This is a genomic window from Kitasatospora sp. NPDC059408, assembly GCF_042751525.1.
In the GTDB taxonomy this organism is placed as follows: domain Bacteria; phylum Actinomycetota; class Actinomycetes; order Streptomycetales; family Streptomycetaceae; genus Kitasatospora.
Genome location: NZ_JBHYWI010000048.1, coordinates 1 through 23,776, shown reverse-complemented (window position 1 = coordinate 23,776; position 23,776 = coordinate 1). Strand labels below are relative to the sequence as shown.

At 74.5% G+C, this 23,776-nt stretch carries 17 protein-coding genes, 1 tRNA gene and 1 pseudogene; 10 read left to right on the top strand and 9 right to left on the bottom strand.

What is annotated here, in order from left to right:
• Window positions 1-48 precede the first annotated feature (48 nt).
• Entirely contained in the window at window positions 49-615 is a 567-nt protein-coding gene (locus tag ACFXDE_RS28025; RefSeq protein ID WP_380439699.1) for a CGNR zinc finger domain-containing protein, read from the bottom strand.
• A gap of 255 nt (window positions 616-870) precedes the next feature.
• On the opposite strand from ACFXDE_RS28025, the gene ACFXDE_RS28020 reads away from it, so the two are divergent.
• From ACFXDE_RS28020 to ACFXDE_RS28000, 5 genes are all read left to right on the top strand, one after another.
• Window positions 871-3,036 (top strand): protease pro-enzyme activation domain-containing protein, encoded by a 2,166-nt coding sequence (locus ACFXDE_RS28020; protein WP_380497466.1) that lies wholly within the window; start codon window positions 871-873, stop codon window positions 3,034-3,036.
• 275 nt (window positions 3,037-3,311) lie between these two features.
• Window positions 3,312-4,349: a hypothetical protein gene (locus tag ACFXDE_RS28015; RefSeq protein ID WP_380497465.1), complete on the top strand. Its 1,038-nt coding sequence runs from the start codon at window positions 3,312-3,314 to the stop codon at window positions 4,347-4,349.
• A 218-nt stretch (window positions 4,350-4,567) separates the two neighbouring features.
• Window positions 4,568-5,038 (top strand): VOC family protein, encoded by a 471-nt coding sequence (locus tag ACFXDE_RS28010; RefSeq protein ID WP_380497464.1) that lies wholly within the window; start codon window positions 4,568-4,570, stop codon window positions 5,036-5,038.
• A 13-nt stretch (window positions 5,039-5,051) separates the two neighbouring features.
• The gene (locus ACFXDE_RS28005) at window positions 5,052-5,984 is read left to right on the top strand and encodes a pyridoxamine 5'-phosphate oxidase family protein (RefSeq protein WP_380497463.1); all 933 of its coding nucleotides are present in this window, start codon (window positions 5,052-5,054) and stop codon (window positions 5,982-5,984) included.
• Window positions 5,985-6,188: 204 nt separating this feature from the next.
• Window positions 6,189-7,526: a peptidoglycan-binding protein gene (locus tag ACFXDE_RS28000; protein WP_380497462.1), complete on the top strand. Its 1,338-nt coding sequence runs from the start codon at window positions 6,189-6,191 to the stop codon at window positions 7,524-7,526.
• Window positions 7,527-7,545: 19 nt separating this feature from the next.
• Here the strand turns inward: ACFXDE_RS28000 and ACFXDE_RS27995 are convergent, their stop codons facing one another.
• From ACFXDE_RS27995 to ACFXDE_RS27975, 5 genes are all read right to left on the bottom strand, one after another.
• The gene (locus ACFXDE_RS27995) at window positions 7,546-8,331 is read right to left on the bottom strand and encodes a TrmH family RNA methyltransferase (RefSeq protein ID WP_380497461.1); all 786 of its coding nucleotides are present in this window, start codon (window positions 8,329-8,331) and stop codon (window positions 7,546-7,548) included.
• Window positions 8,332-8,355: 24 nt separating this feature from the next.
• Complete coding sequence (locus tag ACFXDE_RS27990; protein ID WP_380497460.1) at window positions 8,356-10,518, bottom strand: FUSC family protein; 2,163 nt, start codon at window positions 10,516-10,518, stop codon at window positions 8,356-8,358.
• A 9-nt stretch (window positions 10,519-10,527) separates the two neighbouring features.
• The gene (locus tag ACFXDE_RS27985; RefSeq protein ID WP_380497459.1) at window positions 10,528-11,751 is read right to left on the bottom strand and encodes an HTTM domain-containing protein; all 1,224 of its coding nucleotides are present in this window, start codon (window positions 11,749-11,751) and stop codon (window positions 10,528-10,530) included.
• A 155-nt stretch (window positions 11,752-11,906) separates the two neighbouring features.
• On the bottom strand, window positions 11,907-12,566 hold the full coding sequence (locus ACFXDE_RS27980) for a DUF5819 family protein (protein WP_380497457.1): 660 nt from the start codon (window positions 12,564-12,566) through the stop codon (window positions 11,907-11,909).
• Window positions 12,567-12,670: 104 nt separating this feature from the next.
• Window positions 12,671-13,864 (bottom strand): rhodanese-like domain-containing protein, encoded by a 1,194-nt coding sequence (locus ACFXDE_RS27975; protein WP_380497456.1) that lies wholly within the window; start codon window positions 13,862-13,864, stop codon window positions 12,671-12,673.
• A gap of 265 nt (window positions 13,865-14,129) precedes the next feature.
• Between ACFXDE_RS27975 and ACFXDE_RS27970 the strand changes: the two genes are divergently transcribed.
• Window positions 14,130-16,916 (top strand): SpoIIE family protein phosphatase, encoded by a 2,787-nt coding sequence (locus ACFXDE_RS27970; RefSeq protein WP_380497455.1) that lies wholly within the window; start codon window positions 14,130-14,132, stop codon window positions 16,914-16,916.
• Window positions 16,917-16,976: 60 nt separating this feature from the next.
• On the opposite strand, the gene ACFXDE_RS27965 is transcribed toward ACFXDE_RS27970, so the two are convergent.
• The gene (locus tag ACFXDE_RS27965; protein WP_380497454.1) at window positions 16,977-17,690 is read right to left on the bottom strand and encodes a hypothetical protein; all 714 of its coding nucleotides are present in this window, start codon (window positions 17,688-17,690) and stop codon (window positions 16,977-16,979) included.
• Window positions 17,691-17,972: 282 nt separating this feature from the next.
• A complete protein-coding gene (locus ACFXDE_RS27960) occupies window positions 17,973-19,802 on the bottom strand; it encodes a phosphatidylglycerol lysyltransferase domain-containing protein (protein ID WP_380439723.1) in 1,830 nt (609 codons plus the stop codon).
• Window positions 19,803-20,141: 339 nt separating this feature from the next.
• Between ACFXDE_RS27960 and ACFXDE_RS27955 the strand changes: the two genes are divergently transcribed.
• Window positions 20,142-20,795, top strand: coding sequence for a response regulator (locus tag ACFXDE_RS27955; RefSeq protein ID WP_380439735.1), 654 nt, complete (start codon window positions 20,142-20,144; stop codon window positions 20,793-20,795).
• Window positions 20,792-21,949 (top strand): sensor histidine kinase, encoded by a 1,158-nt coding sequence (locus ACFXDE_RS27950; RefSeq protein WP_380439725.1) that lies wholly within the window; start codon window positions 20,792-20,794, stop codon window positions 21,947-21,949. The genes ACFXDE_RS27955 and ACFXDE_RS27950 overlap by 4 nt, the downstream gene beginning before the upstream one ends.
• A gap of 92 nt (window positions 21,950-22,041) precedes the next feature.
• On the opposite strand, the gene ACFXDE_RS27945 is transcribed toward ACFXDE_RS27950, so the two are convergent.
• Window positions 22,042-22,125, bottom strand: a tRNA-Leu gene (locus tag ACFXDE_RS27945).
• A 435-nt stretch (window positions 22,126-22,560) separates the two neighbouring features.
• Between ACFXDE_RS27945 and ACFXDE_RS27940 the strand changes: the two genes are divergently transcribed.
• Both ACFXDE_RS27940 and ACFXDE_RS27935 read left to right on the top strand, forming a co-directional pair.
• Window positions 22,561-23,415 carry an FhaA domain-containing protein gene (locus ACFXDE_RS27940; protein ID WP_380497452.1) on the top strand — a complete coding sequence of 285 codons (855 nt, stop codon included), beginning with the start codon at window positions 22,561-22,563 and terminating at the stop codon, window positions 23,413-23,415.
• A gap of 46 nt (window positions 23,416-23,461) precedes the next feature.
• Window positions 23,462-23,776, top strand: a pseudogene (locus ACFXDE_RS27935) (FHA domain-containing protein); the annotation flags it as partial.

Here is a 23,776-nt window from a genome sequence, read left to right as displayed (position 1 = left end):
ACCCCTTCGTTCTCCCGCGCCCCGTGCGGGGCGCGGGAGAACGCCGCGCTAGCCCTTCGCCTTCACGTAGTGCCGGGCCGCCTTCGCCCGGTTCCCGCACACGGCCATCCGGCACCACCGCCGCCGCCCGTTCTGCGACGCGTCGAAGAAGTGCAGGATGCAGGCGTCGTGCGCACACTGCCGCACCCGGTGCGCCCCCTGCGCGACCAGCCCGAGGAAGTCGTCCACCGCGAGCCAGGCGGCCAGCCACTGCGGCTCGTCGACCTCGATCCGGTCCTCCGCGCCGCCCGCGCCGGCCGTCCGCCGGATCCGTCCGTGGGCGAGCACCTCGTCCAGCCCGGCCCGCGCGGCCCCGCCCAACTCCCCGTTCTCACCGAGCGACCGCACCGCGGCCCCGAGCGCCTCACGGGCCCCGAGCACCGCGGCCAGCCCGGCGGCGTCGGCCTCGCAGCGCTCGCCCAGCCCGGCGGAGGAGAGCCAGATCCCGTACCCGTCGGGCTCGCCGAGCAGGTCGTTGAGGGGGGTGCCGGCCCAGCGCGTGTTGAGCAGGTCGAGCGCCAGCGGCTCGCCGATCAGCGGGCGGGGGTCCCTCGGGTCCGCCTTCACGTCAGTCATCGTTCTCCCTCGGCTCCACGCGATTCTACGGCCGTCCCGGAAGCCCCAACTGGTGTGGACCACCGCCGAATTTCCGATCATTCACTGTATGAAACACCTGCCGTTCCGCCGTTCCACACTTGACTGTTTTTTAGCAACGAATTGCCTGACCATGAGCCAATCCCCGGAGTTGTTCTGTCATGTTCTAGCCAGCGTTCTACCCCAGAGCGTCAAGTGCCCCTTGCCGGACCCCACATCCGGCCAGAGGAGGATCCGTTGCGCCCCCGCACCCTCGCCCTCGCGGCCGCCATAGCCGTGCTGCCGCTGACCGCCGTCTCGCTCGGCGTCACGACCGCGCAGGCCGCGTCCACCCCCCACGCCGCTCCCCGCATCGAGCTGCCGAACACCGTGAACCCCGCGGTGGCCCACTCCGAGAAGAAGGGCGACGTGCCCGCCGAGCAGCAGATCTCGGTCGCCGTCAGCCTGAAGCTCCGCAACGCCGACGAGCTGGAGCGCTTCCTCGCGGCGGTCACCACCCCGGGCACTCCGGAGTACGGCCACTACCTGACGCCGGAGCAGTTCAACCAGCGGTTCGGCCCGACCCAGGCCGCCGTCGACCAGGTCAAGGCCTACCTCGCCGGCCAGGGCCTGACGGTCACCGAGGTGAGCGCCAACCGCCAGGTCGTCAGCGCCCGCGGTACCAACGACCAGGTCTCGCAGGCCTTCGGCACCCACGAGAGCTCCTACGTCGACCCGCAGCTGCAGCGCGCGTTCTACGCGAACGACGCGGCCGCCTCCGTCCCGGCCGACCTCGCCGACGTCGTCCAGGGCGTGCACGGCCTGGACAACCACGCGGTCCGCAAGAACCGCCTGGCGACCCCGCACGCGGTCACCCCGAACGCGGCCTCGGCCACCCCGAACGGCGTGGGCCCGGCCCAGTACGACGGCGCCTACAACCTGGACAAGACCGGCGCCGACGGCACCGGCGTCACCGTCGCCCTCTGGGAGTTCGACGGCTACACGTCCTCGGACCTGACCACCTACGACAGCCAGTACGGCCTCTCCGGCCCGGCCGTCTCCACGGTCTCGGTCGACGGCGCCAACTACGACTCCGCCCCCGGCCAGGGCCAGGGCGAGGTCGAGCTGGACAGCGAGATCGTCCGCGGTGCCGCCCCCAAGGCGACCCAGCTGATCTACGAGGCCCCGAACTCGGACCAGGGCGAGATCGACATGGCCAACAAGATCGTGGCCGACAACAAGGCCTCGGTCATCTCGATCTCCTGGGGCTCCTGCGAGCCGGACACCACGGCCGCGTCGATGACCGCCGTCGACAACGCCTTCAAGCAGGCCGCCGCGCAGGGCATCTCGATCTTCTCCGCCTCCGGCGACGACGGCTCGCGCGACTGCACCCGCTCAACCAGCGGCTCGACCGTCAAGGCCGTCGACTTCCCGGCCTCCAGCCCGCACCAGACCGGTGTCGGCGGCACCAACCTCAAGGTCTCCGGCAACGCCTACTCCTCGGAGAGCGCCTGGAGCACCGCCGGCGGCGGCGTGTCCACCGTCTTCAGCAAGCCGACCTGGCAGACCGGCACCGGCGTCAACGGCACCATGCGCACCGTCCCGGACGTCGCCTCCAACGCCGACCCGGCGAGCGGCTTCGCGATCTACACCGCCGGCGCCTGGCAGGTCTACGGCGGCACCAGCGCGGCCGCCCCGCTGTGGTCCGGCTACGCCGCCCAGTTCAACCAGAAGGCCAAGGCGGCCGGGCAGTCCGCCCTCGGCGAGGCCAGCCCGCGCCTGTACGCCGTCGCCAACAGCAGCAGCTACGGCAGCACGTTCCACGACGTGAAGACCGGCTCGAACCAGGACTTCCCGGCCAAGACCGGCTACGACCAGGTCACCGGCTGGGGCTCCCCGGTCGCGGACGCCCTGACCACCGCCCTGCTCGGCGGCGGCGGCACCCCGACCCCGCCCCCGACCGGCGGCTGCACCGCGGCCCAGCTGATCGGCAACGGCGGCTTCGAGTCCGGCACCGCGGCCCCGTGGACGACGTCGAGCGGCGTGGTCGACAACAGCAGCTCGCAGCCGGCCCACGGCGGCAGCTGGAAGGCCTGGCTGGACGGCTACGGCAGCTCGCACACCGACACCCTGTCGCAGACCGTCTCGATCCCGGCCGGCTGCACGTCCGCGTCGCTGACGTTCTGGCTGCACATCGACACCGCCGAGAGCGGCAGCACCGCGTACGACACGCTGACCCTGCAGGCGAACTCGACCACGCTGAAGACCTGGTCCAACGTGGACGCGGCCGCCGGCTACGTGCAGCGCACCGTCGACCTGACCTCCTTCGCCGGCCAGACCGTGACCCTCAAGTTCACCGGCACCGAGGACGGCTCGAACCAGACCAGCTTCGTGATCGACGACGTCGCCCTGAACGTCGGCTGATCACCTTCTGGTAACCGAGACCCCGCCGGGGCGGCGCCGTCAGGGCCCGCCCCGGCGGTGTGTTATACGTCACCACCTGGGACGATGCGTGTTTCCGCAATGTTTCAAGATCGCTAACCCTGCGGTTCACCTCCCGTGACCACTGTCATACGCACGACGGATGACGTAGCCTCTCGACCGTGCATAGGGTTCCCCAAAGCTCGGTGAAGCCGCTGGCGGCGCGCCCCGGCGCCGACCCGGTCCCGCCGAACTCACCTGGTGGGGAGGGTTACCGCATGGCCGCACAGCAGCCCCAGGACGCCGCGCGACTCCGGCTGGTCGAAGAGCGCCCGGAGCGCACCGGCCCGCCCGTACTCGCGCCCGCGCCGGTACCGGCGGCCCTGCCGCCCGCCGGATCGCCGGCCGCCGGCCGGCCCGCCACCGCGGGCGGCTTCGCGGACACCCTGCACCTGGCGATCGAGGCCAGCGGCCTCAGCCTGGACCGGATCCGGGCGGCGCTCACCCAACGCGGCGTCAGGGTCAGCGTCACGACGCTGAGTTACTGGCGGCGCGGCCGCAGCCAGCCCGAGCGGGCCAGCTCGCTGCGCGCCGTCCACCTGCTGGAGGAACTGCTCGGCCTGCCGCACAGCTCGCTGTCCTCGCTGCTCGGCCCGCCGCGCCCGCGCGGCCGCTGGGCCGCCGCCGCCAACACCTGCCACCTCGGGCTGGAGGACGTCTGGCCCGGCGAGCAGGAGATCGCCGACATCTTCGCCGAGCTGGACGCCCCGCCGGCCGGCGAGCTGGAGCGGCTGAGCATCCACGACTCGTACTACGTCGACGCCCAGCGCCGTGGCAACCTGCTGCGGATGCGCCAGGTGGTCCGCGCCACCGTCGCCGGCGTCGGCCGCTGCCTGGTCGTGCACAAGGCCGACGAGGAGGCCACCGGCTGCCCCGAGATCACCTCGGTCCGGCACGGCCGGCTCGGCCGCGTCCGCCGCCGCCCGGAGGCCGGGCTGACCGTCGGCGAGATCATGCTGGACCGCCCGCTCGGCCTGGGCGACAGCACGGTCTTCGAGTACGAGGTGGAGATCCCGCCCGGCGGCCCGACGCTGGAGTACAGCCGCCGCTTCGCGACCCAGGTGCGCGAGTACGTGCTCCAGGTCCACTTCGACCCCGCGGCCGTCCCGGTGCACTGCGAGCGGTACGACCGCGACCCGGGCGAGGACGTCGACAGCCGCCGCGAGCAGCTGTGGATCGGCGCCTCCGCGAGCGCCCACGTGCTCTCCCCGGACCAGCAGCCGGGCCACATCGGCATCCGGTGGGAGTGGGAGTAGCCGCCGCGCGGCTCCCCACTCCCACTCCCGTTCCCCCCTTCCCGCTCAGTCGCGCCCTCGCGCCCTCGCGCCCTCACACCGCCGCGCCCTCATGCCGCCACCACCTAACCCCTGCATGCCCTGATACCGGTTGACGCTCCATCACCTAACCACTAACTTCATGAGTACCGGTTAGGCACGAGCCCCTCCGGACCACCCAGCCACGGGAGCGTCCAGGCATGTCCAGCCCCGCCCTGATCCACACCCTGAAGACCGGCCACGTCGGCCTCAACGTCACCGACCTGGAGCGCTCGATCGCGTTCTACCGCGCCGTCCTCGGCGTCCAGGTGACGCACGAGGGCACCGACGCCGAGCGCCGCTACGCCCTGATGGGCCGCGACGGCCGTCTGGTGGTCACCCTCTGGCAGCAGAGCACCGGCACCTTCGCCACCGCCTCCCCCGGCCTGCACCACCTGTCCTTCGAGGTCGAGAGCCTCGACGAGGTCCGCGCCACCGAGCACCGACTGCGCGAGCTCGGCGCCGAGTTCGCGTACGACGGGGTCGTGCCGCACGGCGAGGGCTCGGACTCCGGCGGCATCTTCTTCACCGACCCCGACGGCATCCGGCTGGAGATCTACGCCCGCGCCGGAGTCGCCGCGACGGGCGCCGCAGCGCCCACGGCGGACGCCCCGACCTGTGGCTTCTTCTAGGCCGGAGGCCGCCGTGACCACCTCCGTCACGCCCTACCACCCCGGCGAGCTCGCCGCCCAGGCGCTGGCCGGCGTGCGGGAGCGCGCCGACCACGCCGGCCGGGCGATCCGCGGCACCATCCCGCCGGTCGCCGCCCGCTTCCTCACCGAGCGCCGGACGCTCGTGGTCGGCGCCGCCGACCCGGACGGCCGGGTCTGGGCCACCCAGCTCGCCGGTGCCCCCGGCTTCCTCCAGGCCGGCGACGAGCGGACCATGACGGTCGCCGCCCGCCCCGCCGGGGACGACCCGCTGGCCGCCGCCCTGGCCGGCCCGGCCCGGGTCGGCACCATCGCCCTCGACCCGGCCGGGCGGCGCCGGATGCGGCTCAACGGCCGCTCGGTGCCGGACCGCCGGGGCGGTCTGGTGATCACCGCCGACCAGGTCGTCTCCAACTGCCCGAAGTACATCCAGCGCCGCACCCCGCTCGACCGCCCGTCCGCCGGCGCCCCGCGCGCCGTGTCCGCCGGGCCGGCGCTCTCCACCGCGCAGCGGCTGACCGCCGCCACCGCCGACACGTTCTTCGTCGCCACCGTCGGCCCGGACGGCGGCGTGGACGCGTCCCACCGGGGCGGCTTCCCCGGCTTCCTGCGGGCCGCGGCCCCCGACCGGCTGGTCTGGCCGGAGTACCAGGGCAACAGCATGTTCATGACGCTCGGGAACCTGGAGCTCGACCCGCGGGCCGGCCTCCTCCTGCCCGACTGGGAGACCGGCGGCGCCCTGCTCGTCACCGGCGAGGCCCGCACCGAATGGTCCCCCGGGGCCCGCGCGGGCGTGCCCGGCGCCCAGCGGATGGTCGAACTGGCCGTCACCGGCGTCGTCGAACTCGCCGACGCCACCCCGCTGGCCTGGACCGACCCCGAGTACTCCCCGGCCAACCCGCACCCTGCCGACCGAACCGCCGACTGACCCCGCCGACCGGCCGAGCCGCCGTCAGCTCCGGTGCCGGCACTACCGTCTCCCCTCCACCCCCGCCACGCCCGGGCCGCCGAACGGCCGTCACCCGCGCGGCCCAGCCCGCCGCGCCGCGGCCCGCCCGCTTTGGGACCTTGGTCCCGGTACCACGCGGAACCGGCCCGGGAAGGTCAGTCCTGCCACACCGTCAGACCGACCATGAAGAGGTGGACCATGACCGGCGCCGACCCGTCCCCGCTGCTGGAGTTCGTCGAGGTCGAACCCGGCGACGACTGCATATGCGGGGGCTGCAACGCCCGCCGCCGCGCCCGGCTGCACGCCGCCCCGGTGCACGAGGGCGGGCACGCCGCGGCCCGCAGCGTCCGCCGCCGGGCGGCGGTCCTGGTGGCCGCCGTCGGCACCGCGATGGGCGGCGGCGCGGCCGCGGCGACGGCGGCGGTCGCCGCCCCCGCGCCCAACCCGGGCGGCGGCAGCAGCGCCACCCCGCAGAACCCGCAGGGCGAGGTCAGCAGCCTCTACGGCGAGGACGACGGCGGCACCGACACCACCCCGCGCACCTCCGCCCAGCCGGTGACGAGGGCCCGGATCATCCAGCGCGCGCAGAGCTGGGTCGACCAGCGGGTGCCGTACGGCATGGGCCGCTACTGGTCGGACGGCTACCGGCAGGACTGCTCCGGCTTCGTCTCGATGGCCTGGGGCCTGGACGGCAGCCAGACCACCTGGACCCTGCCGAACTTCGCCGAGCGGATCGGCAAGGCCGACCTCCAGCCCGGCGACGTCCTGATCTACAACAACCCGGCCAACCCGCAGGCCGGTTCGCACGCGACGATCTTCGGCGGCTGGACCGACTCCACCCGCACCCGCTACGTCGCCTACGAGCAGACCGCCCCCGGCACGACGAAGCGCAGCACGCCGTACGCGTACTGGAACAACCCCGGCTCGTACGTCCCGTACCGCTACACCGGCCTCTCCGGCGCCGGCAACGACGGCACCCCCTCGACGGCCTTCCCCGGCGCCGACAAGTTCGGCCCCGGCGCGAACAACGCGTACGTCACCGAGCTCGGCCGGATGCTCGTGCAGCGCGGCGGCGCCCGGTTCTACTCCGAGGGCCCGGGCCCGCAGTGGGGCGAGGCCGACCGCAAGGCCACCGAGGCCTTCCAGCTCGCCCAGGGCTGGCGCGGCGGCGAGGCCGACGGCATCCCGGGCAAGGACACCTGGGACTACCTGGTCAACGGCAAGGGCCGGAGCATCGACGCCGGCGCCCCACTGCCACCCCCGCCCCCGCCCGCGAGCGGCGCACCCGCGTACCCGGGCGCCGACCGGTTCGGGCCCGGCGCGAACAACGACTCCGTCCGTCAGCTCGGCGAGCAGCTCGTCCGCAAGGGCTTCGGCGGCGCCTACGCCGTCGGCCCCGGCCCGCAGTGGGGCGAGGGCGACCGCGCCAACGTCCAGTCCTTCCAGCAGGCCCAGGGCTGGAGCGGCATCGACGCCGACGGCTACCCGGGCCCGGAGACGTGGCGGCGGCTGTTCTCCTGACGCCCCGGCGCCCGCCCGCTCAGCCGCGGCCGGGCGGGCGCCCCGACATCCAGTGGAAGAGCCCCATCGCGACGCTCGTCGCGAGGTTGAAGCTGGACACCCCCGGCTGCATCGGCACCGCGACCAGGTGGTCCGCACGAGCCTTGAGCTCCGCCGAGACGCCGTGCCGCTCGGTGCCGAACGCCAGCAGCGCGTCGTCCGGGAACGCCAGCGTGCGGATGTCCGCGCCCTCGGGGTCCAGCACGTAGAGCGGCCCGGCGGGCAGCTCCGGCAGGGCCAGCCGCTCGACCGCGGTCGCGAAGTGCAGGCCCGCGCTGCCGCGCACGACGGTCGGGTGCCAGGGGTCGAGGTCGCCGGTGGTGACGACCCCGGTGGCGCCGAAGCCCGCCGCGAGCCGGATCACCGCGCCGACGTTGCCCAGGTTGCGCGGGTTCTCCAGCAGCACGACCGGCGCGCGGCGGGGCCGGTGCCCGAGCGCGGCCCGGTTCGCCCCGGCGGACGGCCGCACCGCCAGCGCGATCACCCCGGTCGGGTGCAGCCGGGGCGCCAGCGTCCGCAGCGCGGTCTCCGGCACCTCCACCGCGAGGCCGGCCAGCGCCGGCCCGACGTCCTCGGCCAGCTCGGCGGCGAGCGCCAGCAGCGCGGCCCGGTCCGCGGTCAGCACCTGCCGGACCTCCCCGCCGAAGCGCAGCGCGTGCTTCAGCGGGTGGAACCCGTCCAGCAGGACCGTCCCCGGCTCCCGCTCCACCGCCCGCCAGCCGCGCACCACGTCGTCCACACCGCTCATGCCGTTCATGGCGTTCATGCTTCCACCCCGCCGTCCGCGGGCTCACCGCCACCCGCGTCCGCCACCCGCGTCCGCCCCCCGAACGTCCTCCCGCCCCCGCAAAGCCCGCTCCAGCTCCTTCAACGCCTGCATCAGCAACCGCACCCCCGCCCACAGCACATCCCGCTGCACCCCCTCCGGCACCTCCGCCAGCCGCTTCTCCAACTGCGCCTGCGCCCCCCGCACCGCCCCGAAGTCCACCGGCCGCCCGGTCAACAGCGCCCCCGCCGCGAGCGCCGTCCCGAGCCGCAGCTCCTCGGCGAACCCGGCCGCCCCCGGCACCGGCTCGGCGTCGCCGGCCGGCAGGTGGGCCTCCAGCAGGACGGCCGCCCGCCCGAGGCGTCCGACCGCGGCCCTGGCCCGGTCGATCCGGCGCCGGCTCACCCCGGGCAGTCCGGACGCGTGCCGTCCCGGTTCGGCGTCGGCCCGTTCCATCGCCTGGAGCAGTTCGGAGCGTGCCTCCCGGGAGTCCAGCAGCGCCGTCCGCACGTCCCGTCCGCGCGGCGCCGCCGGGTCCTCGTAGCCGTCGATCACCGCCGCCGCGTACCGCCCGGCGGCGGCCAGCCACTCGGCGAGCCGCTCACCGAGCCGGGCGGTCTGCCAGGTCGGGAAGAGCGCGTACGTGACGAGCGCGACGGATCCGCCGAGCAGGGTCAGCCCGACCCGTTCGAAGGCGGTCGTCAGCGGGTCGCCCGGCTGCAGTCCGAGCAGGAAGACGACGTACGACGAGATGCCCACGGTCATCAGCGCGTACCCGGTCCGCAGCGTCAGGTAGGCCCCGCCGATGCAGAGCACCGCCAGCGCCGCGAGCACCCACGCGCCGGGGTGCGCCAGCTGGACCACGAGGGTCGGGACGGCGACCCCGACGACCGTCCCGGCGAGCCGGGCGACGCCCCGGCTGTAGGTCTGGGCGAAGTCGGGCCGCATGACCATCGCGGCGGTCATCGGCGCCCAGTGGCCGTGCTCGAACCCGGCGGCCCGCGCCAGCAGGTACGCGGCCGTGACGACCCCGGTGAGCCGGACGGCGTGCTGGAACACCGCCGAGCGCGGCCGGACCTGCCGCCGCACCGCCCGCAGCGCGGCGGGCAGCATCCGGAACAGCGGCGGCTTGTGCAGGGCGCCGCCGGCCCCGACGACGGGCACCGTGACGGTGTCCACGTCGCCGCGGTCCAGCGTGTCGGCGGCCTTGCGCAGCAGCCCGCCGAGCCGCCGGGCCGAGCGCTTGGCCGCACCCCGCAGCCGCCCGTCCGCCTCGGGTGCGGCCAGCGGGACGGGTGCGGCGAGCGCGTAGACGGGCGCGGTGCGGGGGAGGCGGACGGGATCACCGGTCCTGATGGCCCGGGCGAGGGCGTCCATGGCCTCGGCGGACGCGGCGAGGACCTCCCGGGCGCGGTCGCGCTGCGGCCCTTCCGCCGGCGCGCCGACCTTGGGGTCGGCGAGCGCGGCGAGGGTGGGGCGGATGCGTTCGGCGATGCCGCGCAGGCCGCGCAGTTCGGGCGGCCGGTGGCGGTCCTGCCAAGGGGTGAGGGCGGCGGCGTGCCGGGCGGTCATGAACGGCGCGGGGTCGACGTGCGCGGTCGGGTCCTGCCGCAACCGCCGTGCGTAGTCGCCCAGTTCGGCGTAGGTGTCGGCGAGTGCCACCCGCTGGGCGGTCCAACTGCCGATCGGCCACAGGGTGATGACGGCGGCCTGGACGACGCCGCCGAGGGCCGCGACGAGTCCGTGGCCGAGCGCGGCGAGCACGCCGACCGGGAGCTGGACGACGATCAGCATCACCGAGACGGTGTTGGCCGCGACCACCCCGGCGGTCGGCCCGATCGCCCAGGCGAGTCCGGCGGCGAAGGCCCACACCGCGAGCAGCGCCGGGAACAGCCCGAAGACGCCGACGGCCAGGTACCCGAGGAAGGTGCTGGTGCCGAGCCCGATCCCGGCGGCGACGGCGAGGCTGGCCCGGGGCCGGAAGCTGCGCTGGAAGGTGGCCGTCCCGGCGATGAACGCGCCCATCGCGGCCGAGGTCGCGAGCGAGGGCCCGCCGAGCGCGAGGGTCGGGAACAGCACGAGCCCCACGGCGACGGCCCCGCGCGCCGCCCGTTTGGGGTCGGTCAGCGCCCGGTCGAGGGTGAGTCCGGTCCGCGCGGTGTCACGTAGCGCGGCGAACCAGGACATAGCGCCATCCTAGAGCGGCTCGTCCGCTCCCACCGGCTCTCGCTCCCGCTCCCGCGGGACCGCACCGCCCCGCCGGACCGGCCGCACCCGCCGCACCCGCCGCACCTGCCGCTCCGCCCAGAGCAGCGCCCCGGTCGGCAGGAACACCGCGTCCGCCGCGACCATCGCGAGCGAGAACACCGGAAGCCCGAGCACCACCGCGATCCCGAGGTGCTCGGCCATCATGATCGCCAGCAGGACGTTCTTGACCCGCCGGTCGAGCAGCGTGAACGGGAACGCGACCTGCACGATCACCGTGCCGTAGGAGATCAGGAACACCGGCACCAGCGCCGAGCCGACCAGCGCGGACAGCGCCGGCCAGGGCGCGAAGTAGTCCAGGTGGAGCGGGTAGTACAGCGCGGTGCCGTCCTGCCAGCGCGTGCCCTGCACCTTGTACCAGCCGGCCGTCGCGTAGATCAGCACCACCTCGGCGGCGATCACCAGCATCGCGCAGTTGTGCACCGTGTTCGCGAGCCCGTCGAGCACCGCCCGCACCTCGCCGTCCGGCCGCAGCCGGCCGAGCGCCCACCAGAGCCCCGCCACCGCCCAGAGCCCCCAGAACAGCGGTGCCCACCCGAGGTACGGGAACGCGGCGGAGGTCCAGGTCAGGCTGTCCCCGGAGAAGTCCCCGAGCTGACAGACCGCCAGCACGGCCCCGAGGACGGCCCAGAGCACGACGCCGCCCCACCCGGGACGGCCCCGCCGGGCGTCGAGCGACCACACCTCGGCGCAGCGGGTGAAGACCAGGTAGACGGCCATCAGGTGGACGACGTTGTCGCCGCCGTCGCCGAGGAAGACGTCCCGGTTCTGCAGCGACAGCACGGTGACCAGGAAGAGCACGGTGCTCGCCCGGGTCCGCCAGCCGAGCACCACGGCGAGGGCGGCGAGCACCGCCAGGTGGTAGACCGCCTCGAACCAGAGCCGCCCGTCGAACCAGGGCAGCACGGTGAAGGCCCCGTTGTCGGCGAGGAGCTGCCGGGCGAGGTCCAGGGACCAGGGCGACCGGTCGCCGTACAGCACCCGCCGGTTCGGCCACTCGCGCAGCAGGTAGGCGAGCCAGACCAGCCCGAAGCCGATCCGCACCACGGCCGCCTGGTGGCGGCCGAGCACCCGCCCGGTGAACGCCTCCAGCGCCCGGCCGACGCGTGCGAGCGGACCCGGGGCCGGTGTGGGCACGGACTCGGGTGCGGACACGGCAACGACCTGCTGCCCGCCCTGGCACGGGATCCCGTCCAACCGCGGCTGTTCGCCCCCGGACGACGAGACCTCCCGCGGCTGTTCGACACCGGACGGCGAGACCCCCGACGGCGAAACCCCCGACGGCGAGACCTCCGGCTGCGACACCTCGTTCACCCGAGCCCCCGGAAGTCCGCGTCGTCCACCGGCCACCAGGGCAGCTCCCGCGTCTTCGGCTCGGGCGGCGGGGCCTCCCCGCTCCAGGACGGCGGCGGGACGGTCGCCGAGGTCACCCGGAACTGGATCTCCAGGATCCGCTCGCCGTCCACGCTCCGGCCGATCCGCTGGAGCGCTATGCGCTTCAGGTACTCCTCGGCGAGCTTGCCCCGGCTGTTGGTCAGCGTCTCGTCCTGCGGGTTGTGCGAGCCGTCGTAGAAGTCCCAGGCCCGCCGCAGCAGGTTCTGGTCGACGTGGCTGGGCGCCGGGTTGCCCCTTATCGCGGCGATGTCCCGGGCGGTCAGCCCGAGCCAGTCGCGGGTCTCGGTGGCGCCGCCGCCGGCGACGGTCCGCACCCGGGCGTCCAGGCTGACGTTCTGCTGGAGCGGGTTGGGCGCGAAGAGCTTCCAGTTCTGTTCGAACTCGGGGTAGACCACCCCGTCGATCTGCTCCCGGTACTGCCGGGACACCGTGTTGGCGGGCGCGACGTGCAGGAACACCGCGCCGAGGAACAGTCCCGTCCCGGTGAGCAGCACCACGGCGGCCAGGCCCAGAACGAGCTGCGCGGGCCGCGACCGGACCCGCGCGCCGGCCGGTGTGTCCGTGCTGTCCGCCATGCGCGCTCCCCCTGCCGGACGGGCGCCGCCGGGCCCGTCCCGGGTCGGTCGCGCGCCCATCCTGCCCTACCGGGCCAAAGGGTGCGTACCGGTCGGAGCGGGGTTCAGAGGACGAACGCGTCCTGGCCGGTGCTGCTGACCATGGGCCGGCCGGCGCCCTCCCAGGCGTACATGCCGCCGTCCACGTTCACCGCGTCCCGGCCCTGCTGCACCAGGTACTGGACGACCTGCGCCGAGCGGCCGCCGACGCGGCACAGCACGTACAGCTTGTCGTCCGGCAGCTCGCCGAGCCGGGCGATGACCTGCCCGAGCGGGATGTGCAGGGCGCCGTCCACGTGGCCCGCGTCCCACTCGTCCTGCTCGCGGACGTCCAGGAGGACGGCATCGGCGGGCACGGAGGCGGCGTCGGCGGAGGGGATCTGCGGGAACATCGTGTGGGTCTCCTGGGGCTCGATCGGGTCCGTGCCATTGTCGCCCACCGGGGGCCGGGGATCGCCGAGCAGCCGGGCCAGCTCGGCCTGCCGGTCCGCGGCCTTGGCCAGCAGCTCCTCGGCGAGCTGCTCCAGCAGCCCGTCCGGGTCCTGCGGCGCGAGCGCGAGGAGCTCCCCCATCGGGGTGCGCTCCAGCCGGACCTGCTCGGCGGCGGTCTCGGCGATCTTCGCGGTGAGCCATTCCAGTCGGCGGCGCAGCCACTCCAGCCGGTCCGGCGCGTCCGGCGCGGGGGCCGCCTCGGGCGCGGTGGACCACTCGGCGGCCAGGCCGGCCAGCGCGCCGGCGTCGCCGAACGCGTAGGCCTCGTTGACCCGGACGAGGAACGCGGCCCGGCGCTCCTGCTCGGCCGGGTCGGTGGTGAGGTCGGGGTGGGCGCGGCGCACGAGGTCGCGGTAGATCCGCTGGGCCTCCCGTCCGGAGCGGACCTTGGCCGGGGCGGCGGGCGGCGGCGGGACGGCCTCCTCCTCGCCGCCGCGCTCCTCGCGGACCGCCTGGACGGAGTCGAACAGCGCGTCCAAGTCGGGGAGTTCCTCGACCTGCTGCCTGGCCTCGGCGGCCCGCCGGACGTCCTCGGGGCGCCCGGTCGTGGCCGCGACGGCCTCGGCGACCAGGGCGTCCAGCTCGTCGAGCCGGGCGTAGAGCGGGCCGAGCAGCTGATGGTGGATCAGCGCGAAGTTGTCGATCTCGACCCGCAGCGTCTGCACGTCGACGTCCATGCTCAGCCAGGCGAGTTCGGCGGCGGCGACCCGCTCCTCCAGCTCCTGCTGCTCCGGGTCCGTCCAGCGGACGGGGATCTGCGCGGTCACTTCTCGCCTCTGTCTCGTCCCTACTGCGTTCGGCCGCCGGGCGGCCCGGCCTGCCACCCTACCCCCGCGCGGGAAGCGTCAACCGGGCGGAAGGGGGGTACGAACCGGCGCGAGGCAAGCGGCGTGCAACCGATCCTGATGAATCTCCCCGTTTCGCTATCGAGCCCGGCCCGGTCCGTGCTTCGCTGGTATCCGCACAGCGTGCCTTCCTCCGGAGAGACGGCCGCCTCCAGGCGTGGCGGCCAGGCGGGAGCAGACCGAATCCATGGTGGACGAGCCCAACTCCACACCGCGTCCGGCGGGCGCCGAGGCCGTTCCGGGAGGCCACCCGGCGGGTGTCGCCGCCCTGGTCCGGCTCGCCCTCGTCCTGGTCGACCGGGCCGGACGGATCGCCCAGTGGAGCCGGGCCGCCGAGGAGCTCTTCGGGCACCGGGCCGAGGTCGCCCGCGACCGCCCCGCCTCGGGCCTGCTGCCCGCCATGGAGCCCCGCGGATCCGCCGGCGCCACCTGCGCCCGCCGCCGCTGCGACGCCCTCGACACCCTGGCCGCGCTGACCGCCGACGGCCCGCCCTGGGCCGGCCAGATGCCCGTCACCGACCGCGAGGACCACCTGCGCGACGTGCTGTGGTGGGCCTACCCGCTGCCCGGCCCGTCCGGCGGCCTGCTCGCCCTGGCCGCGGACGCCCGCCCGCTGCGCACCTCGGGACCGCGCCTCGCGCTGGGCGAGCGGCTGCTGCCGTTCGCGCCCGCCCCCGCCGCCCGGGGCGGCTTCCACGGGCTGGTCGCCGCGCTCACCCCGCCCGGCGGAGCACCCGCCGGTTCCGCCGCGGCGTCGGCGCTGGCCCGGCTCCTGCCCGCCGCCCACCGGGCACCGCTGGTGGCGGCGCTGGAGCTCGCCGGGCTGCCCGCCCTGCGGCTGGACGCGGCCACCGTGCTCCCGGTGCTGCCCTCCGACCCGCAGTGCGGCGCCGCGCACGCCGCCGCCGGGATCGGCCGCCGCTACCCCACCGCCCAGCAGCGCGCCGCCCGGGTGGGCCCGCCACCGCAGCCCGAGCAGGCCGGCGCGTCCCGGACCGTCCGCGGCCGCCCGGCCGGCCCGCTGCCCGGCCAGCGCGACTGCGCCGAACGGCCCGCCGCCAGGCCGGCCGCCCTGTCCGTCCCGTCCCCCACCGGAGGAGGCGCCGCCATCGAGCCGGCCGCCGTCGAATCGTCCGCCAACGGGCACCAGGCCCTCGCCCCGGCCCCGGTCGGGCGGAGCGCCCGCGGCGACCAGTCCCCGGGCACCGCCCCGGACACCACCGCGTCCGCCGTCCCGGCCCCCGCCGGCGCCGACGGCCCGCCCCACGGCGGCCGCCTCGGCCCGTTCCTGACCAACGGCCACGCCGGCGAGCAGCTGGCCCTGCTGAACGAGGTCGGCGGCAAGGTCGGCACCACCCTGGACCTCGGCTTCACCGCCCACGAGCTCTGCCAGGTGCTGGTCCCCCGGGTCGCCGACTTCGCCTGCGTGGACCTCGTGGACGGGCTGATCTCCGACTCGGAGCTGCCCGCCGCCCGGCCGGACGACGACACGATGCTCCGCCGGGTCGCCCTGGTCTACAACGAGACCGGCGGCGCCTGGGACCACGTCCTGTCCGAGGGCGCGCTGGTCAGCATGCCCCGCCGCACCCCGCCCGGGATGGCCCTCCAGCTGAACCAGCCGGTCCTCGTCCCGGTGGTCAGCGACGACGTCGCGGTCGACTACGCCATCGCGCTCGGCGGCGCCCGGCTGGCCCCGGTGGTCTCCGGCCGCTCGATGCTCGTCGTCCCGCTCTCCGCCCGGGGCACCGTGCTCGGCATCCTCAAGCTGCTCCGGCTGCCCGACCGCACCCCCTTCGACGAGAGCGACGCCGCGACCCTCAAGGAGCTGGCCGTCCGCGCCGCCCTGTCGCTCGACAACGCCAGGCTGCACCGCGCCGAGTCCCGGGTCGCCACCACGCTGCAGCGCTCGATGATCCCGACCCGCCCGCCGCAGATCCCCGGCGTGCAGATCGCCCACCGCTACCTGCCCGGCGACCCGAAGGCCGAGGTCGGCGGCGACTGGTTCGACGCCATCCAGCTTCCCGGCAGCCGGGTCGCCCTGGTGGTCGGCGACGTGATGGGCCACGGCCTGCACTCGGCCGCCGCGATGGGCCGCTTCCGCACCGCCATGCAGACCCTCGCCGCCCTCGACCTGCCGCCCGGCCAGCTGCTGCGCCACCTCGACAACCTGGCCCACAAGCTCGGCGACGACCACCTCGCCACCTGCCTGTACGCGGTCTACGACCCGATCAACCGGACCTGCGAGCTGGCCAGCGCCGGCCACGTCCCGCCGGTCCTGGTGCACCCGGACGGCACCGGCGAGCTGCTGGAGATCCCGGCCGGCGCGCCGATCGGGGTCGGCGGGGTGCCGTTCGTCGCCAAGACCATCGACGTGTCGGACGGCTCGATGCTGGTGCTCTGCACCGACGGGCTGGTCGAGGTCAGGGGCGGCGACATAGGAGCGGGCCTGGCCGCGCTCTGCGGCAACCTGATCGACCCGCGGCAGAGCCCCGAGCAGGCCTGCGACGTCGTGCTGGAACGCCTGCACTCGGACGACCGCAAGGACGACGTCGCCCTCCTGGTGGCCCGCTTCGACGGGGTCGCCCCGTCCGAGGTGGCCACCTGGGACCTCACCGTCGACCACCGCGAGGTCCGCCGGGCCCGCGCCCTGGTCCGCGAGCAGCTGGCCGCCTGGCACCTGGAGGCGCTCAGCGACACCACCGAGCTGCTGGTCAGCGAGCTGGTGACGAACGCCGTCCGGGTGGCCAGGGACCGGGTCCGGCTGCAGCTGATCCGGGTGGACAAGCTCCTGGTCGAGGTCAGCGACGACAACCACAACCTGCCCTCGCTGGAGCCCGCCGAGCAGCTCGGCGAGACCGGCCGCGGCCTCACCCTGGTGACCAAGCTCGCCGAGCGCTGGGGCACCGCCCGCAAGGCGGTCGGCAAGGTCGTCTGGTTCGAGCTCCCGCTGCCCCACGGCCCCCGGAAAGCCTGAGCGGCCGGGCACCGGGCGTGCTGCCCGGTACCCGGCCGCTCAAGGCCGCAACGATGCTCCCTACGGGATGACGGCGCCCGCCGAGGTCCGCCGCCGGGCCTCCACCGCGACCTCGCGGGAGGCCGCCGTCGCCACCGAGGTGGCGGCCCCGACCCCGGCCAGCACCCGCGGCCAGAAGTCGCCGAACACCTCGACCGAGACGGCGATCAGCAGCGCGGTGATCACCGCGACGACGTGCTCCAGACCGGCCAGGTTCGGCAGGACGACCGCCTCGCCGACCATCAGGACCACCACCAGCCCGGCGGTGAACCAGGCCCGGCAGCGGAACGCGATGCAGATCGCCAGCGCCACCACCGCGGCCGAAGGCCCGGTGTCCCGCACGTAGGCGACCCACTTCGGGAAGCCGAACAGGTGGTCCGGCCCGATCGCCACGCCGAACCGGGCGAACAGCGTGCCCGCCAGGGTGCAGGCGTAGGCCACCACCAGCGTCATCCGGCGGCCGAGCACGATCTCGGCGATGCCGAAGACCAGGAAGACCTGGGCCAGCGCCCCCCAGACCGGCAGGTCCAGCGCCGGGACGTACAGCGACAGCGGGGTGCGCAGCAGGGAGACGTCCAGCGGCAGCGCGGCCTTCACCACACCGATGTGGTTGACGAAGCGCTCGCCGCCGGGCAGGTGCTGCACGATGCTGAACAGCAGGATCAGAAACGTCGCCGTGGTGGCCAGCGGAACGGCGGCGAACTTCTTGCGCACCACCTGGTCGCGGACCGTCACGAACAACGTCCCCCACTCGGCGACAGCGGCCGCTCTGGCTGTCGCCAGCGGCCCCTTTCGCACGCCCCCCGCGTGGGTCCTGTGAATCACAGCCGTCCTCTCCCGAATCCCCGAACCGTTGAGTCTTTTCTCAGCTACCTCAACATTAGAAGCCTCTTAACAAATCCACATCGGCATGGATGGGGATAAGGGTCATCCTCAGGGGGGAGGGGATCCCCCCTATGGCACCCCCATCCGGCCGTCCGCCGCCCCCCGCCCCCCGGCGGAGAAGCGGGCGGAGGACTACTCCTCGCCCTGCTGCGCGCCCACGGGCACCCGGGGCGCCACCACGGCGGACCCGGAGTGCCGGCGCCGGAACAGGGCCGGCATGCTCGGCGCGACGATGAAGCCCTCGGCACGGGCGCTCGCGATGCCGATCCGCGGAATCTCGCTGCTCTTCTCGAAGAGCAGGTAACGCGGTTCCCAGATCGGCCGGTACTTGGCGTTGGCGCGGTACAGCGACTCGATCTGCCACCAGCGCGAGAAGAAACCGAGCACCGAGCGCCACAGCCGCAGCACCGGGCCGGCCCCGAGCCGCGAACCGCGCTCGAAAACGGAACGGAACATCGCGAAGTTCAACGAAACCCGCTTGAGCCCCACCTCGTCGGCGCGCTGGAGGAGTTCGATCACCATGAACTCGACCAGGCCGTTCTCGGTGTCCCGGGCCCGGCGCATCAGGTCCAGCGAGAGCCCGTCCGGGCCCCACGGCACGAAGCTCAGCAGCGCCTTGAGCTCGCCGTCGCCGTCGTGGCACTCCAGCATCACGCAGCGGCCGTCGGCCGGGTCGCCGAGGCGGCCGAGCGCCATCGAGAAGCCGCGCTCGGTCGCGCCGTCGCGCCACTCGTCGGCCTTGGCCACCAGCCGCTCCATCTCCGCCTCGGAGATGTCCTCGTGGCGGCGGATCCGCACGGTGTACCCGGCCCGCTTGACCCGGTTGTACGCCTGCCGGACGACCCGCATGGCCCGGCCCTCCAACGAGAACTCGTCCAGCTCGACGATCGCCTCGTCACCCAGCTCCAGCGCGTCCAGCCCGTGCCGGGCGTAGATCACGCCGGCCTCCTCGGAGGCACCCATGACGGCCGGCGCCCAGGCGTGCTCGCGGGCCTCGGCGAGCCAGGCGTCGATCGCCCCCGGCCAGGCCTCCGGGTCGCCGATCGGGTCGCCCGAGGCGAGCGACACCCCGCCGATCACCCGGTAGGTGACGGCCGCCTTGCCGCTGGGGGAGAAGATCACGGCCTTGTCCCGGCGCAGCGCGAAGTAGCCGAGGGAGTCCCGCTCGCCCTGCTTGTCGAGCAGGGTCCGGAGCTTGGCCTCGTCCTCGGGGTTCAGCAGCTCCTTGCCGCGCGGGCTGCGGAAGGCGACGTACAGCACGAGCAGGAACAGCACCGCGCCCATCGCGTTGATCACCGCGTTCACCCAGGTCGGTGCGTTGATCACGGAGCGCAGGTGCTCGGACGGGGTGATGGTGATCATCCGGCCGACGGAGTAGCGGAAGAGGTCCCAGAAGCCGGCGCCGCCCAGGTCGTTGGTCAGCCACACCAGCAGCGCGCCCACCCCGCCGCCGAACAGCAGCCCGCCGACGAAGGTCGCGGCGGCGGTCTTCGGGTTGGACTGGTCGCCCTTGGAGGTGAACTCCTTGCGCCCGATCAGCAGCGCCAGCACGAACAGGCAGGTCAGCACCGTGGAGATGTAGTTCAGCGGGTGCCGGTTGAAGCGCTCGTCGGGCAGCACCATGGCAGCCAGGTAGAGCAGGGCGAACATCCCGGCCAGCGCCGCGTTGAAGATCCACGCGGCCCGCTTGCGCCGCCGCATCGCGACCGCCAGGAACACCGACAGCACCGCGCTGGCCAGGCCCGAGGTCATCAGGTACGGCGTGAAGTACTCGCCCTCGTTGTGCTCGCTGACCTGGTCACGGAACGGCACCAGGAGTACCGTCGCCACGTTCAGCAGCGCGATCAGCCGCAGGTACCAGACGGAGGCCGCGGCGGCCCGCGGGCGCCAGCGGTCGAGCGGGCCGACGGGCCGGGGCCCGGTGGACGTGGCGGACGGCTCCGACTTCACAGTGGACGACACAGCTCAATTCCAAACGATCAGATGGTGGGGCGCATCCGCACACGGCCCGGCGCCGGGCGCCCGCACGGGCCCGACGGACTGACCGGCGGCCCCGGGCCCACCGGCCCCCGCACCGGGGAGCGGGCCGACGAAAGGGCAGCCACCAACATGGTTCCCCACCTCACGTGAGAATCGCGTGAACCGGGTAGCGGATTCCAGCCCCCGCCGAACGGCGGGGGTGCGGACCCGCCATGCGTTCGGCGGCCCGACCCGGCTACCCCTACCCTCGACATCGACCCGCGCGGACCGCCCCCACCCGGCCGCCCCAACCGAGGAGGCACCATCACCACCACCCGCGTGCTGATCGTGGACGACGAGATCCTGGTCCGCTCCGGCCTCGGCCTCATCGTCGGTTCCGCCCACGACCTGGAGGTGGTCGGCGACTGCTCCGGCGGCCAGGCCGAGGACCACGTCCAGCGGCTGCGCCCGCACGTCGTGCTGCTCGACATCCGGATGCCCGACCTCGACGGCATCTCGGTGCTGCGGAGGGTCCGCGCCCTGCCCGACCCGCCGGCCGTCGCGATGCTGACCACCTTCGACACCGACGAGTACATCGGCACCGCGCTGCGGGCCGGCGCCTCCGGCTTCCTCCTCAAGGACACCGCCCCCGAGCAGCTGGTGCACGCCGTCCGGGTGCTCGCGGCCGGCGGCAACATCCTCTCCCCGACCGTCACCCGCACCGTGATCGGCGGCTACGTGGACGGCGGCGGCCCGGACGCCGAGGCCTCCGCGCTCACCCGCACCCTCACCGGCCGGGAGCTGGACGTCCTGGCGCTGCTCGGCGAGGGCCTGTCCAACGCGGAGATCGCCGACCGGCTGTTCCTCGGCACCGGCACCGTCAAGGACCACATCAGCGCGATCCTCGGCAAGCTCGGCGCCGCGAACCGCGTCCAGGCCGCCGTGGTCGCCCACCGGGCCGGACTGGTCCGGCCGAAACCCGGCGACGGGGCATGACCGCCGCCGACCAGTTGCCGTCGAGACGGCTGCCGGCCTGGTGCACCGCGCCCTGGCTGATGCTGCTGCTGCCCGCGCTGTACTCCCTGATGGACGCGGCCCTGGTCGCCCGGGACGCCCCGTGGTGGCAGGTGGCGCTGTCGGTGCTGGCCGCCGTGACGCTGCTCTGGCGCCGCCGCTTCCCGGTCCTGGTGCTGCTGCTCACCATGCCCGGCAGCTACGTCGCCGACATCTGGCTGGCCCCGATCACGGCCGTCTACACGCTGGCGGCCGAACGCCCCAACCCCCGTCTGGTCATCCCCCTCGGCACCCTCTTCACCCTCGTCGAGTTCTTCCACTGGCCGATCTCCGACCAGACCGTCTGGCTGAGCCGCGACACCGCGCTCTACGCCATCCAGTCGATCATGCTCGCCGCCGGCCCCGCCGCCACCGGCCTGCTCGCCCGCACCCGACGGGAGCTGGCGGCCCGGGTCGAGGAGCTGATCCGGGGCCAGGAGCGGGAGACCAGGCTGCTCGCCGAGCGGGTGCTGATCAGCGAGCGCGGCCGGCTCGCCCGCGAGATGCACGACGTCGTCTCGCACCAGGTCAGCCTGATCAGCATCCAGGCCGGCGCGCTCCAGGTGAGCACCCCCGACCCGGCCGCGGTGGCCACCGCCCGCACCATCCGCGAGCTCTCCGTGCGCACCCTCGACGAGCTGCGCCAGATGGTCGGCGTGCTGCGCACCGGCGACCCGCGCCACAACACCCCGCTCGCCCCGCAGCCGCGGCTGGCCGACCTGCCCCGGCTGATCGAGCAGAGCGGCCTGGCCGCCGACGCCGAGCTGGCGCCCGGCGACCGCCCGTGGCCGGAGGCGGTCGAGCGGGCCGCCTACCGGACGGTCCAGGAGGCGCTCACCAACATCACCAAGTACGCCCCGGACGCGGCCGTGCACGTGAAGGTGCGGGCGAAGGGCCGGCGGCTGCGGGTCGAGGTGCGCAACGACCCCCCGCCGGTGCGGCCGGCCCGGGCGGACGCCCTGACCCTGCCGGGCGGCGGTCACGGGCTGGTGGGCCTGCGCGAGCGCGCCCAGCTCCTCGGCGGCACGCTGACCGCGGGCCCCACCCAGGAGGGCGGTTTCGAGGTCCGCGCCGAACTCCCCGCCTCCCGCGCCTGAGCCGGCTGCCAACCGCCGGGACGCCGCCCGGGGGCGGTCCCGCCGGAGAACGAGAAAGCCCCGCAGATCCGAAGATCTGCGGGGCTTCGCTGTGCGCGAGGGGGGAGTTGAACCCCCACGCCCTTTCGGGCACTGGAACCTGAATCCAGCGCGTCTGCCTATTCCGCCACCCGCGCATGGGTGCGTCTTCCGTGCCGACCGGATCCCCGACCCACCAGCGCCTCGCGGCCCTCGTGGTTCTTCGTTCCGGCCTCCCTCTCGGGCGGCCCTTCCGACGTGGAAAACAGTAGCACGACCTGGGGGAGTCCTCCGAATCCGTTCCGGCGGGACGGTTCCACCCCCGGTCCGCCACCCGAGCGCGTCCGAACGGATGCGCCCCGAACGTCCGGGCGAAGCGTGGAACCCCCTTCCGACGGGCACACCTGGCGTGCCGTACCCGATATGCGTCACCCTGTGTGTCCGAGCCCACCCCCGGGCACGACGCGTTCCGGGAACCGTACGGATGGGCCCGGCGTGGATACGATCAGTACGGAAGTACCGCAAGTAGGCACGACCGGCTCTCCGGGGCCCGGTCGGCAGGCAGGCGAACGAACCCTGGAAGGGGGTGCCCCATGGGAGTGCTGAAGAAGTTCGAGCAGCGACTTGAGGGTCTCGTCAACGGCACCTTCGCGAAGGTGTTCAAGTCCGAGGTCCAGCCCGTGGAGATCGCCGGTGCGCTGCAGCGCGAGTGCGACAACAACGCGAGCATCTGGAACCGCGACCGCACCGTCGTGCCGAACGACTTCATCGTCGAGCTGAGCCCGCACGACCACGAACGCCTGAGCCCCTACTCCGGGCAGCTCGGCAGCGAGCTCGCCGGCATGGTCCGCGAGTACGCCGAGGCCCAGCGGTACAGCTTCATGGGCCCCCTCCAGGTGAACCTGGAGAAGGCCGACGACCTCGACACCGGCCTGTACCGGGTGCGCAGCCGCACCCTGGCGGCCGAGGAGCCCCAGCAGTACGCCCCGTCGCAGCCCGGCTACGACCGCCCGCCGGCCGCCCCGGCCCCCGGCGCGCCGTGGCAGCAGCCGGGCGCCGACCAGTACGGCGCGCCCCCGCCGCCGGCCGCGCCCCCCGCCATGCCCCCGGCCCCGCCGACCGCGGGCGGCAACGTCCGCGCGTTCCCCGGCTCCGGCCACGGCGCCTCGGTCCGCACCTGGATCGAGGTGAACGGCACCCGCCACCAGATCTCCGGCGGCACGTGCGTGCTCGGCCGCTCGACCGAGGCGGACGTCCGGATCGACGACCCGGGCGTCTCCCGCAAGCACGCCGAGATCCGCCCCGGCAACCCTTCGATGGTCCTCGACCTGGGCTCCACCAACGGCATCGTGGTGGACGGACAGCACACCCAGCGCGCTACGCTCCGCGACGGCTCGCGAATCGTCGTGGGCTCCACCACCATCGTCTACCGACAGGTCGAAGGGTAGTGTCCGATTTGTTCGCGCGCTTCGCTCACCCACACGCGGGGCGGCCATGTCCGAACTGACCCTGACGGTGATGCGGCTGGGCTTCCTCGCCGTGCTGTGGCTGTTCGTCATCGTCGCGATCCAGGTGATCCGCAGCGACCTCTTCGGGACCAAGGTGAACCCCCGCTCCTCGCGCCGCGGCGGTGCCGCGCCCGCGCCCGGAGCCGGTGCGGCCACCGCTCCCGCCGCCGGACGCCCCGCGCCGACCCCGGGCCCGGGCGCCCGCCCCCACGCCCCGCCCGCGGGGCGGGGCCGGGGCCGCGGCCCCCCGACGCCGCGGGTCGGTGGCCGGGGGGCCCGGGGCGGGACCACCCGGGCGCGG